At 56.2% G+C, this 13,405-nt stretch carries 15 protein-coding genes; 6 read left to right on the forward strand and 9 right to left on the reverse strand.

What is annotated here, in order from left to right:
• Position 1 precedes the first annotated feature (1 nt).
• The 3 genes from rpsI to Mal52_RS03135 all read left to right on the forward strand — a co-directional run bounded on the left by rpsI (position 2) and on the right by Mal52_RS03135 (position 3,045).
• A complete protein-coding gene (gene rpsI, locus Mal52_RS30430) occupies positions 2-634 on the forward strand; it encodes a 30S ribosomal protein S9 (RefSeq protein ID WP_420824939.1) in 633 nt (210 codons plus the stop codon).
• 466 nt (positions 635-1,100) lie between these two features.
• On the forward strand, positions 1,101-2,465 hold the full coding sequence (mgtE, locus tag Mal52_RS03130) for a magnesium transporter (RefSeq protein WP_145374277.1): 1,365 nt from the start codon (positions 1,101-1,103) through the stop codon (positions 2,463-2,465).
• Positions 2,466-2,610: 145 nt separating this feature from the next.
• Positions 2,611-3,045 carry a hypothetical protein gene (locus tag Mal52_RS03135; protein WP_145374278.1) on the forward strand — a complete coding sequence of 145 codons (435 nt, stop codon included), beginning with the start codon at positions 2,611-2,613 and terminating at the stop codon, positions 3,043-3,045.
• A 28-nt stretch (positions 3,046-3,073) separates the two neighbouring features.
• Here Mal52_RS03135 and Mal52_RS03140 read toward each other — a convergent pair whose 3' ends face one another.
• The 5 genes from Mal52_RS03140 to nth all read right to left on the reverse strand — a co-directional run bounded on the left by Mal52_RS03140 (position 3,074) and on the right by nth (position 6,391).
• Positions 3,074-3,289 (reverse strand): RNA-binding S4 domain-containing protein, encoded by a 216-nt coding sequence (locus Mal52_RS03140; protein WP_145374279.1) that lies wholly within the window; start codon positions 3,287-3,289, stop codon positions 3,074-3,076.
• Positions 3,290-3,348: 59 nt separating this feature from the next.
• Positions 3,349-3,831 (reverse strand): Holliday junction resolvase RuvX, encoded by a 483-nt coding sequence (ruvX, locus tag Mal52_RS03145; protein ID WP_145374280.1) that lies wholly within the window; start codon positions 3,829-3,831, stop codon positions 3,349-3,351.
• Positions 3,815-4,894, reverse strand: coding sequence for a mannose-1-phosphate guanylyltransferase (locus Mal52_RS03150; RefSeq protein ID WP_145374281.1), 1,080 nt, complete (start codon positions 4,892-4,894; stop codon positions 3,815-3,817). Before Mal52_RS03150 ends, ruvX begins: the two co-directional genes overlap by 17 nt.
• 199 nt (positions 4,895-5,093) lie before the next feature.
• Positions 5,094-5,501 (reverse strand): DUF5658 family protein, encoded by a 408-nt coding sequence (locus tag Mal52_RS03155; protein ID WP_145374282.1) that lies wholly within the window; start codon positions 5,499-5,501, stop codon positions 5,094-5,096.
• A gap of 215 nt (positions 5,502-5,716) precedes the next feature.
• The gene (gene nth, locus Mal52_RS03160; protein WP_145374283.1) at positions 5,717-6,391 is read right to left on the reverse strand and encodes an endonuclease III; all 675 of its coding nucleotides are present in this window, start codon (positions 6,389-6,391) and stop codon (positions 5,717-5,719) included.
• A gap of 156 nt (positions 6,392-6,547) precedes the next feature.
• Between nth and Mal52_RS03165 the strand changes: the two genes are divergently transcribed.
• The 3 genes from Mal52_RS03165 (at position 6,548) to folE (ending at position 8,317) form a co-directional block, all read left to right on the forward strand.
• On the forward strand, positions 6,548-6,946 hold the full coding sequence (locus Mal52_RS03165; protein ID WP_197533676.1) for a DUF309 domain-containing protein: 399 nt from the start codon (positions 6,548-6,550) through the stop codon (positions 6,944-6,946).
• Complete coding sequence (locus tag Mal52_RS03170; protein WP_145374285.1) at positions 6,943-7,605, forward strand: LON peptidase substrate-binding domain-containing protein; 663 nt, start codon at positions 6,943-6,945, stop codon at positions 7,603-7,605. Before Mal52_RS03165 ends, Mal52_RS03170 begins: the two co-directional genes overlap by 4 nt.
• A 139-nt stretch (positions 7,606-7,744) precedes the next feature.
• A complete protein-coding gene (gene folE / locus Mal52_RS03175) occupies positions 7,745-8,317 on the forward strand; it encodes a GTP cyclohydrolase I FolE (RefSeq protein ID WP_145374286.1) in 573 nt (190 codons plus the stop codon).
• A 29-nt stretch (positions 8,318-8,346) separates the two neighbouring features.
• Here folE and Mal52_RS03180 read toward each other — a convergent pair whose 3' ends face one another.
• From Mal52_RS03180 to Mal52_RS03195, 4 genes are all read right to left on the reverse strand, one after another.
• Positions 8,347-8,799 (reverse strand): aminoacyl-tRNA deacylase, encoded by a 453-nt coding sequence (locus Mal52_RS03180; RefSeq protein WP_145374287.1) that lies wholly within the window; start codon positions 8,797-8,799, stop codon positions 8,347-8,349.
• Between the two features lie 318 nt (positions 8,800-9,117).
• On the reverse strand, positions 9,118-10,674 hold the full coding sequence (locus Mal52_RS03185; protein WP_145374288.1) for an Nramp family divalent metal transporter: 1,557 nt from the start codon (positions 10,672-10,674) through the stop codon (positions 9,118-9,120).
• Positions 10,675-11,037: 363 nt separating this feature from the next.
• A complete protein-coding gene (locus Mal52_RS03190) occupies positions 11,038-12,342 on the reverse strand; it encodes a homoserine dehydrogenase (RefSeq protein WP_145374289.1) in 1,305 nt (434 codons plus the stop codon).
• 184 nt (positions 12,343-12,526) lie between these two features.
• A complete protein-coding gene (locus Mal52_RS03195; protein ID WP_145374290.1) occupies positions 12,527-13,198 on the reverse strand; it encodes a metal-dependent transcriptional regulator in 672 nt (223 codons plus the stop codon).
• Positions 13,199-13,405: the final 207 nt, after the last annotated feature.

Consider the following 13,405-nt stretch of genomic DNA (forward strand, 5'->3'; position numbering starts at 1 on the left):
TATGGCAGACGAAGTCAACGAAACTCCGGAAATGACTCCGCAACCGACTGAGGGACTGGTTCCCCAGCCGACCGAGGAAATGGCTCCCCAGCCCAGCGGCGGTTTGCCGACCCCACCCGCTGAAGAACCGGCGGCGGATACCGAATCCTTGGCCGCCGGGTTGAACTTGGGTGGCGAAGCGGAAGAAGCGGGTGAAGAATCCGAAGCCATTGCGGCACCTGTCGTGATTCGCGGACACCTCGACAAATTCGGTGTCGCCTGGGGAACAGGTCGCCGGAAGTCATCGGTCGCCCGCGTCCGGGTCCGTGAAGGCAACGGAAACGTGACCATTAACGGCCGTCCGCTGGATGAGTATTTCCATGTCGAACGTGATCGTCACACGGTGGGCGCTCCTCTCGAAGCAACGAGCATGACCGATTCCGTCGATGTGATCGTCAACGTCAAAGGGGGCGGGACGACCGGTCAAGCCGGAGCCATCATGCTGGGCGTGGCGCGTGCACTGCAGGTGATGAATCCTGAACTCCACGAGACATTGAGTGCTGGTCACTACCTGACACGTGATAGCCGGATGGTCGAACGTAAAAAGTATGGACTAAAAAAGGCACGCAAGAGCTTCCAGTTCTCCAAACGTTGATCCGATCCTATGCATTCCGGTCATTCGCACAGGGCTGTGTGGCCAGAAGGGAATTCTGGTTATTTGGTCCCTTGATCCGAACGACCTGGAAATGCGGCAGATCGGCGACGACCAGGAACAAGAAATCACAGAACCCCCCGTTGGATATAGTCCGCCGGGGGGTTTTTTGCGAACCATTCTCACTTTCCGATGTCAATGGCATCCGCCCAACGGATGTCGCACCGGTCGAACTGCCCCCGCGTGAAAATCTATCAGCATCACGATTCGCCCGGTCGAGGAATGTGGGGGCGTTGTGGTGGAAATGAGGTTGCGGGATTCGACTGCCGTTCGGTTTTCGAACAGCTTTGAATTGGGCATCGCGGGTATTGGCGGGGGCCAGTCCCGAGTACAAGTTTTATAGAGACACCCAAATGCCAGCACGCGAATATGCCATCGGCACCAATGTCCGGGGTTGAGGAGGCTTGTTATGTACAATCCACTGCTGTTGCCCGAAGTGCGGGAGATGTTGGATTCCGGCGACGATGCCGGTCTGATTGAATTCTGCACCGCCTTGCACCCGGGCGTGGTGGCTGAAGTCATTGAAGGGCTGAGTAACGACGACATCTGGAACGTGTTGTCACATTGCGACGTGAATAGCCGCGTCCAAATTTTCACCTTCTTCGATTTGCCCAAGCAAGAAGACCTCGTCACCACGACGGACCGCAAACGGGTTTCGGCGCTGTTGGAAGAAATGGCCCCCGACGATCGCGTTGACCTGCTGGAACGTCTCGACCCTAAGCATGTGGATTTGTTGTTGCCGCTCATCGCACAAGCGGAGCGCAGCGACATTCGCAAGCTGCTGTCGTATCCGGAAAACAGCGCCGGTTCGATCATGACGACCGAATATGCGTCGCTGCCTCAGGAAATCACGGTTGAGGAATCCTTGCGGCGACTGCGGCGCATCGCTCCGGATCGAGAGACGATCTATTATGTCTACGTGCTCGACGACCAACGGCATTTGCATGGGTTTGTCTCTTTGCGACAATTGATTCTCGCGAAACCCGATGCGATCGTGGCGGACATCATGGATCACGACGTGATCTCTGTGAACGTCAACGATGACCAGGAAGATGTCGCCAGCATGTTGGGGCGATATGACCTGCTGGCCATCCCCGTTGTGGATGACCAAAATTGCCTCGTGGGCATCATCACGCACGACGACGTGATCGACGTTATTCAAGAAGAGGCAACCGAAGACGCGCATCGCGCCGGTGCTGTGGAACCGTTGGAGGACAGCTACCTCTCCACGCCGATTTTGACCATCACTTGGAAACGTGGCATCTGGTTGTTGTTTTTGTTCACGGTCGCCCAAGGAATTTCCGTGGTCGTGGATAGTTATAAAGAGATTTCTGAGCACGTGGAATGGATGGGAACATTCATTGCGCTGGTGATCGCCACCGGTGGGAATGCCGGTTCGCAATCGGCGGCGCTGGTCATTCGTACGTTGGCCTTGGGCGAGGCGGGGCCGTCGGATTGGTTGCGTATCGCAGCTCGCGAGGCAACCATGGGCCTGATGTTCGCAGCGGTGTTGTCCACGCTCGGATTTTTCCCTGCCTGGGGACTGCAAGGCTGGGATGCGGCGATCATCGTTTCGGCAACCGTGGCCATCATGGTGATGTGGGGTTCGATGATCGGCGCCATGCTGCCGATTGTGTTTAAGAAAATCGGCATGGACCCGGCGCTCATTTCCAACCCACTTGTGGCCGCGATTGTCGATTTCACCGGCATCCTGGTGTACTACGAATTCGCCCAATTTTGGCTCACACCGGTCGTCGAAACGCTCCCGCATTGAGTATTTCAGTCCGACTCAGTCGCCGCGCCGTTTTGGGATAAACCGGGCTAGCCTGCTCTGTTCGAATCCGATACGGTTTAATCTGCAGGTCGTCCGAAATCCAAGCATCGTCTTGACGTTCCGTTGCCCCGATATTTCGCACATTATGCCTATCAACGACATCGGTAAATTCGTTGGACGCTACTTCCAGGTTCTTGCCTGGCTGTCGATAGCTTCGATGGTCATCTCGCCGATCTTCTTCGATTCGCTTAACTTCGACTTTACGTTCATCCTGCTCTTCTGGGTGGCTCACCACCTCATCCGTCACAACGCCACCGCCCGCAATTGGACGATCGGCATCACGGGTTTCTATGTCGCTTTAATCATCTTGATGCTGCTCTACGCGTGTCTCGCTGGCACGGAAAGTATGAGAGTTACCTTCGGCCGTCGAATCATCGAAAATCCATCATTTGGTCAGGTTGCCACCGTCGCAATAGCGTTGATTCTCCTCGTCGGCGTGCCGTTGGGGCTGCTGTTAACACCAAAAGCACGTCGAGAATTCGGCGTGGTGGCCGGACCGCCCTCGACCGGCGAAGCGTAATCGACCTGCCGGTAGCGTTGTCGCGCCGCTATTCTTCGTCGTCGGAGGTGATGACGTATTCTTCCCCCTCGGCAATCACGCGGTCGCCGGGGCGGAGTTTGCGGCGGCGGCGTGTTTCGACTTCGCCGTTGACGGTGACTTGTCCGGCTTGAATCAATACCTTGGCCTGCCCCCCCGTTCCGGCAGCACCGGATAATTTTAAGAATTGGTCCAGGCGAATCGTATTGTCATCAGTGTCTGTCATGGCTGTCCGCGGATCGTTTCGATCGCGTTCCCGGGGTTATGTTTTTTAGATCCGCTGGTTTACAAACTTTGTGGGGCGGCGGTGCGGTCGTCGCTGTCGAGATAATTTTGCAGCATGATTTGAGCAGCGACCATGTCCATCCGCGCTTTGCGTTTTTTGTTCGACAGATCGGCTTCGTGCAGGTACAACTCGGCGATCAATGACGTATGCCGTTCATCCCAGTAGCGCACCGGCAGTTTGGTCAAATGGCTGAGCCACTTGCCGAAGTTGCGGGCCTGCCGCGATTTTTCGCTTTCGTCGCCGCTCATGTGCACCGGCAAGCCGACGACAAGTCCCACCACGCGGTATTCGTTGGCGATTTTTGACAGGAACTCGCCGTCCAACGGTTTGGTCCGCCGGCTGTAGTTCTCCAGCGGACTGGCGATCGTTTGTTCCGGCGTCGAAATGGCAACGCCAATCCGCTTGGTCCCAAAATCAATACCCAGCAACCGCCCCTCGACGGGAAACGTGTCCGCCGTCGGCGGATCAGAGGAAGCGGTCATAGCCCCGTTCCTCGATCAAGGCCACCAATTGTTTGATTGCATTTTCGTCATCTTTGCGAGCGACTAATGTGGCATCGGCAGTATGTACGATCACGCAGTCCTCCATGCCGATCGTGCCAATCAGATGTTCTTGTTCCGTTGAGCGAATGATGCAACCGGTTGTGTCGACGCCGCAATGCGGAGCATCGATCACGTTTCGATTCTCGTCCGCTCCCATCAATCGTTCCAAGGCGTGCCAACTCCCGACATCATCCCATTCAAACGGCGCTTCTAAGACCGCCACGTTCTCAGCATGTTCCAGCACCGCGTGGTCGATGGAGATGGATGTCATCTGCGGGAACTCACGGTGCAGTGCCGCTTCTTCATCCGGCGTTCCCAGCGATTCTCGCAATGTTGCCAAACGCCGCGAGATATTGGGTTGTTGAGCCTCCAGGGCCCGCAAAATCGCGTCGGCGCGCCAGACGAAAATTCCACAATTCCAGTAATAGCAGCCGGCGTCCAGAAATCCCGTCGCTGTCTCTCGGTCCGGCTTTTCACGAAACGAGGCAACGTGATAAGCGTCATCCGTGCCGTCCGACAACGAGCCGCCACGTTCAATGTAACCGAATCCCGTCGAGGGAAACGTGGGGGGGACGCCGAACAGTACAAAGGTCTCGGGAGAGTTCGCGACGACGTCGGTTGCGCGTTGGACCGCTTTTTGAAAGGTCTCTGTGGGGCGAATGACATGATCGGCCGGTACGACCAACATCACCGCATCGGGGTCTTGCCGCAACAGATGAATGGCGGCCAAGCCGATGCAGGGCGCGGTATTCCGTCCGCACGGTTCGACAAGGATGTTGGCGCGCGGCACGTCGGGCAATTGCGCCGCGGTCGCGTCAGCCTGCACCGCGTTGGTAACAACCCAGGTTTGCTCAGGCGAAATGAGTGGGGCGTTGCGGGCGCTGGTCTGTTGCAACATCGTTGCCTCACCTGCCAAGGGCAGGAGTTGTTTCGGCAGCGTCTTGCGGCTTTGCGGCCAAAAACGAGTCCCGCTCCCACCGGCCATCACGACGGAATGTAGCACGGCTACGTGTCTTTCTAAATGCGATTGATTCTATTGTCGGCATAGGTCGATTGGGGCCAAGCGACCGCTGCAAGTATAGCGGCCCACGGATGCCGAGGGCAGGCAGTTTGCAACCTTAAAACAGGTGATTCTTGGCTCGCGAGACGTGGGAGGCGACCCTGTCACGTTGTGTTCCCGATTGCAGCCGGAAACCGCCGAATTACCCAAAGGGATTCGGCACGGCTGAGGAATACCGGACCAGCAACGTAAAGCTATAAATCACGACGCATGCGACCAAAGCGGTGGCAAAATAGAGGATGCGGCGGGCGATGTCTTCGCGTTTGAGTGCGATGATCTGGCAAATGACTGCCACAAAGGCCACCATCACAAATTTGAAATAGACCAGCCCCCGCGGGCCCCAAGATTCGAGAAAAAACCGGGCGATTGGATTGGATTCGACAAAGCCATCGGCTTGGTACTTATTCAGTAAGATCCAGGTCATCACCACATCCAGCGCGCTGGCGACCACAAACAGCAACGTTTCCCGCTCCAACGGAATTTGTCTTCCGAACAAGCGTTTCGTAGGCGACAAGGTGTCGTCAACTGGTTCTTCTGTGGTTTCGTCCATTCTCCGCTCTCCCCCGGCGGTCAGTGAAATCTGGTAAGAGCGCGTTTCATTCAGCAATAACCTTTTACGACACCATCACAGGCTATCCGATTCGCACAAAGTTCGCCAGATGATTTTGGCATGCCACGCCGTTGCGGGTCAATCTCTGGGCGGATCGCTGGGCGAAAGGCCGGTGGTGAGTTTCCGGTTTTGGTCGATCCGAATTCTCGCGATCGTCAGTTGAGCGGCGGCAAGCCGGTGCGGTCGCAGCATTTGAGCAGGGGGCATTCCGCGCATTGTGGGCGGCGGGCGATGCAGATTTCACGTCCCAGAAAAATCAACCGGTGCGGCGTTTCGATCCAACTCGATTTCGGCAACAACCGTGTGAGGTCTCGTTCGATCTGATCGGGGTTCGTTTTTTTGGTCAGCCCCAACAGGCGGCTGATGCGTTTGACGTGCGTGTCGACAACGAATCCGCTGGGGATATCAAACGCATTTCCCAAAACCACGTTAGCCGTTTTACGGCCGACGCCCGGCAAAGCGGTCAATTCGTCCAAGGTCTGAGGAACTTCGCCGTCATGTTCTTCCACAAGCGCCTTGGCCATCCCGCGCAGGTTGGTGGCTTTGGCGCGAAAGAAACCCAGTGAATGAATGATCTTCTCCACCTGTTTCTGCGACGCGCCGGCCAGGGCTTCGGGGGTGGGGAACTTGTCGAATAACTTCGGGACGACCATGTTCACCCGTGCATCGGTGCACTGGGCGGAGAGAATCACCGCCACCAGCAATTGAAAGGAGTTATCGTGCGTCAGGCTGCACTCGGCCAGGGGATATTTCTTCTTTAAGGCACGCAGGATTTTGCGGCCTTGTTGCTTCCTGGCAACATCGCTGTCGGTAGATTCGGACTTGGGCATAATTTCTCCGGGCTTGTCCTCACAACGGCCATGGACATTGCCAGGGGAACGCGTTTAGACTCGATATTGTTATTTCGAAGTGGCTGGTTTTCGGAAGTGATCGGTCGACATTTTCCCCCTCAGCCCTCACCCCTCAGCATGTCGGAGCACCAGGCTATGGACGGGCCGCACGAATACCCCCCAAAATACCTGGAAGGGTTACGGCTTTTCAATGACGAAGAGTTTTTCGCTTGTCACGATGCCCTGGAGGAGATCTGGACCGAGACGGTCGGTGCGGAGAAACAGTTCTACCAAGGACTGATTCATGCAGCCGTGTCGCTGTTTCATTTCGAAAACGGCAACCTCGGCGGCGCGCGAAAAATGCACCGGTCGTCGCTGAACTATCTCGAGCCCTATGGCAAACATTATCAAGGCATCGACGTCGAAACCTTGGCGGCCCAATTGTGGTTTTGCTTTCAGGAACTTCGCGCAGCCACGGATCCCTCGGCGGATTTGCAACTTGATCGGACATTGATTCCGAAGATACAGATTCCTACATCGATTGAAGAATTATGACGCATACGACGAATACCGACGTGGACCAGTTTAGCGGCGCACTACCGATTTTTACGCAACCTCACTTTGTGCTGTTCCCCGGGACGTCGCAGATCATCGCCGTCACCACAGAACCGCTCCGTCAGATGGTGGCCGACGTGCTTCGCGAGCAAGGACGATTTGCCGTCGCGCTGAGTTCGGCGGTTGACGATTTCGTCTGTGTGGCGCGGATTGTCACTCCTACGTTTTTTACGCCAGCGGCGAATTGCATTTACATCGAGGGCGTCTGTCGCGCACGGGTCCTCTCTCGGCATCCAGCGGACGACTCGTACCAGCAGGGGATGCTAGAAGCGCGGCCCGATCACTACGTGACGACACCCGTCATCGATCGCCGCCGCCGTTATGAGGAATTGTTGGCAGCATTTCGCGAGCTATTTCCACACATCCTGCGCAACGATCTGTTCCAACTGTGGGCCGACGACCAACTTGCCCTGGGTGAGTTGTGTGACCAGATTGCCGACCAGTTGCCCCTCGCACCCTCCCGCAAGCAGGCATTGTTGGCAGAGTCGAATGTCGATCTGCGCAGTGATCTGTTACTCGCCCAATTGCGGGAATTGCACCGCGGACAACGGGAAGCCACGATCGAGCAGTCGGCAATTCCGCAATTCAGCGTGAATTGATCGGTTTAGCTGGGAATCGTCTACCGTGTCGACACCGCGCTGTGAGGTTTCAATCACCGTTGATTGACCGTCGCTGGGGCAACACGTAAAATCCTGTGGCTTCTCTCATACACTCTTTTGCCTCCCAGACGGTCGATTCATGGAACACGGACCTGTTGATTTGCCTCGTATTGAGCGCGCGGTGCGCGAAATTTTGCTCGCGGTCGGAGAAGATCCCGACCGGGACGGGCTACTCGAAACGCCCGCCCGCGTGGCCCGCATGTATAAAGAGCTGTTTTCCGGTCTGCATTCCGAACCGGGGCGGCATCTGGAGAAGGTCTTTGAGGAAAAGTACGACGAACTCGTGCTGGTGCGCGACATCACCTTCCACAGCACCTGCGAACATCATCTCTTGCCGTTTTTGGGAGTCGCCCACGTTGGCTATCTGCCCAACGGCCGTGTGGCTGGGCTGAGTAAGTTGGCCCGTGTGGTGGACGAGATTTCTCGAAAACCACAGGTGCAAGAACGGATGACGCATCAAATCGCCGATTTGCTCAACAACGAACTCGATGCCAAAGGGGTGGTTGTGGTCTTGGAAGCGGAGCATACCTGTATGTCGATCCGCGGCATTCGCAAGCCGGGCGCATTGACGATCACCAGTGCCGTCCGCGGTCTGTTTAAATCCAATCCTCCCAGCCGGGCGGAGGCGATGGCGCTGATCAATCGCAAATAGTCCTCGCCCCCGCGCCCAGCAACGAGTGCTCAATAAGAAAACCGGCCTTTGATCGGGTGCTCTAAGGTGTCGTAATCTTCAAAGCGCATGCGGATCGCCTCTGCGTGGGATTGGTTTTCAAAGACGATCTCTTCATCCTCCGCCAACGAGCTGTCCATCAACGTGGGAACGTCATAGAGACTGCCGAAGGGGGGCATGGCTCCCGGTTCACAATCGGGAAACATGTGGGCGATTTCGTCTTCGCTCGCCATTTCCACATTCTCTTCACCCAGACGGCGGCGGATGCGTTCCATGTCGACATAGTGTGTCGCCGGCAGCACAACGAGCACATAATCGCCGCCACTTCGCAACAAGACGGATTTGGCGACCTCTTTGCCGGGAACGTGCAGAACCTGTGCCATGCGATTGGCCGTAAAGGTGGGCCGGTGATGCAGGGACTCGAAGTGGACATGACGGCTGGAGAGCATTTCATCGATTCTCATGGTCTTGGCTCCTGACGATGGGGATGCGACGACTTGTAAACGCAGCGGTCAAAAAAATTTGATCGTGCGGTGATTGCCGAAAGCGAGAGTAAATCGGGCCAATCATCAGTCGGTCGCCAGGAGTTTCTTACCCAGCCGCATCGAGCATTATACCTGGGCAGTCGAGCGAATTCTAGATGTTACTTTCGGGAGCCAGTGCATAAACGCGATAACCTCGTTCCCAAACTCCATTTGGGAATGCCCTTTCACGACACTCTGCTTCGCTAGACACAACGCACGACTCGCCGAGTCTGAGTTTTGGTGAACAGGATTCCCGATCTAGTCTCCATCCGTAGCCGTCCTATGCAGTCGTCCCCGCAACGCAAACGCCAATCCCCAGGCCACCACGACCACCAAGCATAACCCGCCCAGCGCAATCCAGCGCGAATCGTGGTCCCAGTACCCTTTAACTCCCAGCGACAAAAACACCACCGCCGCAAACAGATTCAACAACCACAGCCACTTCGGCATCCGTAGCGCGCGTGGTAGAAAGCGATGGTCCATCCAGGGGTTGAGTAGGCACAACAGACCGCACAACAAGACGCCGGTAAAGAGGTTGGCCGGGGTCATTACCGCTAGCAAGGCCCGCGGCTTATCGGCGCCGCCGCTGGTGGTATAGAAATATTGCCATGTCAACACGCCATAGGCGATTACCGCGCACCAGGCGACCGTATAGGTTTTCAATCGCCGCTGATGCTGCGCCGCCCAAGCATCGTTGACACTACGAGCCATTTCGTTGAGTACCGTGTGAGCGACCTCCAATGTGCCGTACAGCGTACCGAGCATCGTCAAAAACGCCCCGGCGACGTACAGCGGTAAAAGGACAGGACTGAGGCCGACCACGAATTCTGCCTGCAGGTTCAGCAAGTTCTTTTCGTCGGGAATCTTGTGCTCAGGAGCGAGGATGATTGTGCCCGAAGCGACAAACACAGCGCTAAACGCAATTACGATGATGAAACTGATCGAACAGTCGATATACGGCGCCCGTAACCAGCGGCGAACGGGGTGGTTGGGATCGGCGGCGATCGTTTCCAATTGCTGTCGCGTAGCAGGAGCAGCGCCGGCCTTGCCCCACCGTTTTTCCCGTAGAAACGAAGTGTAGGCCAAATAGTCATAGCCCGCTCCGCCGATGACGCCGACATACCGCGTCGTCTCGACCCAGACAGGTTGCGTGGCGATTTTGGGGTACTCACCAATCCAGTTGGGATATTCGTAAACCGACGGAATGACCGCTCCTTTGAGCAGCGCCCACCAGTCGGGATTGTAGAGGACTAAGGAGATCCCGGCACAGATGATCAAGGCGGCGACGATTGCCAGTTGCACGCGTTCGAGCACCGTATATCCCTCGGTGGCGGACAGCAGCAGCAGTCCGGAGAGTATGGCCGCTCCCCAAACAAAATCGGCGCCGCCGTTAAACATCGCTTCGGTACCCGAAACCCACGAGGTCAAGTTGCCCAACACGCCGCTATGAAAGCTGACCCAGATCGGCATGCAGATGGCGGCCAAAATAAAGAAAGCCATCGGTGCCCAACCACGCGGACCGGGAAGGTTCATCATCCGCTGAAACGGATGCACACCGGTCAGCACCATGTGCCGGGCTGTCCCGAGTACCAATCCCCACTTGAGGATCGAAATCACCACGAACAGAAACAGAATGTTGTATCCAAACAGCGCGCCGCCGCGAGTGGAGAAAATCAGCTCGCCGGTTCCAATGGTCAACGAGGCAATGATCGCCCCCGGTCCAAAAACCTTGAGCCACGATAAAGGATTGCCGGACAACAACATGGGCGGAGCCGATTGTGGCGGGCCTGGCGTGACGTTGAGGGGTTCGGACATGGGTTGCTCGTTTCTCATCCAGCAGCGAATAGCGATGTTGGGTGTCGCAGAAAACCACCCTAAACCGCCGCGGCCGGCAATACAAGAAATGTCTCAGAACACGCTGCCGCTGAATAGGCACTGCCACGCGTCACGTTTTTGGCGGATTTGGAAAAAGTTTTCCGAATTCCTTGTAACAAATCGCGGTACATTACGCTGGCAAGAGTGTCGAGAGAAATAACCAGCACAAAACCACGCATCCCCACCCAAAGCCCGGTACGAGACAAGTGTTGTGTTGTGTGTGAACAGCGGACGGCCATCGCGCCGCCCGCTGTTTTTATTGCCCGTTGGGAAGGCTTGTGATCCGATGCAGCCCGTTCCCGACTATTCAGCGACGCGCATACGTATGCAGGGAGATTGCAGTGACTTGAGTTGATTCAACTCCGCTTCAGCGGCGCGCATTTGACCCTCGGTCGCGCGGTGTGTCATGATGAATACCGGGACAACTGAGTTGTTGTTAGATTCCACTTCCGGACTCTCATGCTGAACGACCGAAGCGATGCTGATTTCGTGACGGCCCAGAATATCGGTGATATCGGCCAACACGTGGGGGCGATCCAGAGCATTGAAGCGTAGATAAAACTTGCTGAGAATTTTGTCCGTCGGTTGGACACTGAAGGTCGTCCGCCCGCCGAAGAGGTCCAGCGTGGGAAAAGTCAGTTGCGACCGGCCGACTGCCATGTCGACAATATCAGCCAAAACTGCGGAGGCGGTGGGAAGCTGCCCGGCGCCTTGCCCGGAGAACCACGTTTCGCCGACGACGTCGCCGGTCACTTTCACAGCGTTAAAGACGCCTTGCACATCGGCCATCGGCAAATTATTGCGGACTAACGTCGGCGAGACATGCATCTCCAGCAGGTTGTCCACCAGCCGCGCGACCGCGAGTAGTTTCACCATGTATCCAAGATCTGCGGCGCATTTCAAATCTTCCAACGTCAGCGTATCGATTCCGCTGCAAGGAAACTCAGCAACAGCGGCCCGGACACCGAAGGCCAATTGGCTCAGCAGCACGAGTTTTTGCGCGGCATCGGTCCCGTCGACATCCATCGCAGGATCTGCTTCGGCGTAGCCCAATTCCTGTGCCCGCCGTAATGCCTGTTCATAGGTCTGATTCTTATCGGCCATCTCGGTGAGGATGAAATTACTCGTCCCGTTGAGGATGCCCGAGAGCGAGGTGATTTGATTCCCCGCCAGCGCGCTGCCAAATGCGGCAATAATCGGGATACCACCAGCGACAGAGGCCTCGAAGGCGATCGACCGTCCTAATTCCCGCGCGCGGGTGAACAACTCGTCGCCATGTTCGCACAACAGCGCCTTGTTGGCGGTGACGACGTCTTTTCCTGCGGCGAGCAGCGCCAACATGATTTCCCGTGCCTGTCCGGTTCCTCCAATCAATTGCACAGCCACGTCGATTTCTGGATCGTCGATGACATCCTGCACTCGATCGGTCAAGATTTCAGCAGGCAAATCCACGTCGCGTTTTTTGGTCAGATCGCGGACCGCAACCCGCTGTAGAACGATTGGACGTTGCGCGCGGCGTTCGATGCGGTCGGGGTGTTGGGTGAGGATCTTGGCGACGCCCCCGCCCACGGTGCCCAATCCAATCATGCCAATTTTCAAAGGAGTCATGCTTTGCTTTCTGTCGATTCCGTCAGCCGCTCGATATCGATTTCGATTTTCTGTTGAGTCGTCGTGTATAAAAACTTGGTCGCATCCCGTTGACGCTGATCCGGACGTTTCTGGAACAAGCGGAAGCGGGGTTTGAACGAGTTCTAGGTGGTTGTTTGTGAACGCTTTTTCATAAGGCCCGCGATCATTCGTCGCTCACGCGTTCCACATATAACATCTCGGCGGCCGCTTGGCCCAATGTGACCAGTTTTTCCTGCATTTGCACAGCAACAATGTCACCCGCGTCGCTGTTTTCCTGCACCGTGCCAACAGCTCCCAGTGCCATTCCGTTATCGGCGAGGTACCGGAGAAACTCCGGTTGCTGGTTGCGGACGCGGATAATACGAACTGTGTCACCCATGTCGGTATCGGACAACGGCAGACCGTAGTCCTCCCCGGTCAAAGTACCATCGGCAGAGGGAATCGGATCGCCGTGCGGGTCGACCTGCGGTCTCTCCAAGTATTCGTCGATACGATCAATCAATTCGTCGCTCACGGCGTGTTCCATCCGCTCGGCTTCGTCATGGACCTGATCCCAGGTCAACTCCAGGGTGCGGACCAGAAACAGCTCGAGTAACCGATGTCGCCGCAACATCCGTACCGCCAACATCCGGCCCTGCTTGGTGAGTTTGACGCCGGAATACGGTTTATAGTTTGCCAAACTGCTGTCGGACAGTGTCTTGAGCATGCTGGTCACTGTGCCGGGCGAAACGTTTAGAGCGGTGGCGATTTGACCGGTCGACGCCCATTCTGAATCTGCCTCGATGCAGATTTGCAGGACGGTTTTGAGATAGTTTTCGACGGTCAAACTGGGCATAGGGCCGGTCCGGAATTTTGGTTAATCAAAAAATTGTTTTGAGTCGATGTTGACTTTGTTCGTGGCCGATGAGAAAATATATTGAACTGGGTGCAAATTCTCAGCGAACGCCTGAGTTTCGTTTTTCCGATTGTATGCGGAGAATCGCCCCTTTGCTATCGGCAACGGGTGGCAATTGAGAGGGACCCGGTTTTTCAGACAACGCCA

This window comes from Symmachiella dynata (genome assembly GCF_007747995.1).
Classification (GTDB): domain Bacteria; phylum Planctomycetota; class Planctomycetia; order Planctomycetales; family Planctomycetaceae; genus Symmachiella; species Symmachiella dynata.

Bases quoted from the DNA above. Each gene is read 5' to 3' on its own strand.
- Mal52_RS03195 (WP_145374290.1), bottom strand. From the start codon at position 13,198: ATGCCCAGTTTGACCGTCGAAAACTATCTCAAAACCGTCCTGCAAATC.
- Mal52_RS03140 (WP_145374279.1), bottom strand. From the start codon at position 3,289: ATGACAGACACTGATGACAATACGATTCGCCTGGACCAATTCTTAAAA.
- Mal52_RS03185 (WP_145374288.1), bottom strand. From the start codon at position 10,674: ATGTCCGAACCCCTCAACGTCACGCCAGGCCCGCCACAATCGGCTCCG.
- Mal52_RS03190 (WP_145374289.1), bottom strand. From the start codon at position 12,342: ATGACTCCTTTGAAAATTGGCATGATTGGATTGGGCACCGTGGGCGGG.
- nth (WP_145374283.1), bottom strand. From the start codon at position 6,391: ATGCCCAAGTCCGAATCTACCGACAGCGATGTTGCCAGGAAGCAACAA.
- Mal52_RS03165 (WP_197533676.1), top strand. From the start codon at position 6,548: ATGGACGGGCCGCACGAATACCCCCCAAAATACCTGGAAGGGTTACGG.
- Mal52_RS03155 (WP_145374282.1), bottom strand. From the start codon at position 5,501: ATGGACGAAACCACAGAAGAACCAGTTGACGACACCTTGTCGCCTACG.
- ruvX (WP_145374280.1), bottom strand. From the start codon at position 3,831: ATGACCGCTTCCTCTGATCCGCCGACGGCGGACACGTTTCCCGTCGAG.
- Mal52_RS03180 (WP_145374287.1), bottom strand. From the start codon at position 8,799: ATGAGAATCGATGAAATGCTCTCCAGCCGTCATGTCCACTTCGAGTCC.
- Mal52_RS03170 (WP_145374285.1), top strand. From the start codon at position 6,943: ATGACGCATACGACGAATACCGACGTGGACCAGTTTAGCGGCGCACTA.
- folE (WP_145374286.1), top strand. From the start codon at position 7,745: ATGGAACACGGACCTGTTGATTTGCCTCGTATTGAGCGCGCGGTGCGC.
- Mal52_RS03135 (WP_145374278.1), top strand. From the start codon at position 2,611: ATGCCTATCAACGACATCGGTAAATTCGTTGGACGCTACTTCCAGGTT.
- rpsI (WP_420824939.1), top strand. From the start codon at position 2: ATGGCAGACGAAGTCAACGAAACTCCGGAAATGACTCCGCAACCGACT.
- mgtE (WP_145374277.1), top strand. From the start codon at position 1,101: ATGTACAATCCACTGCTGTTGCCCGAAGTGCGGGAGATGTTGGATTCC.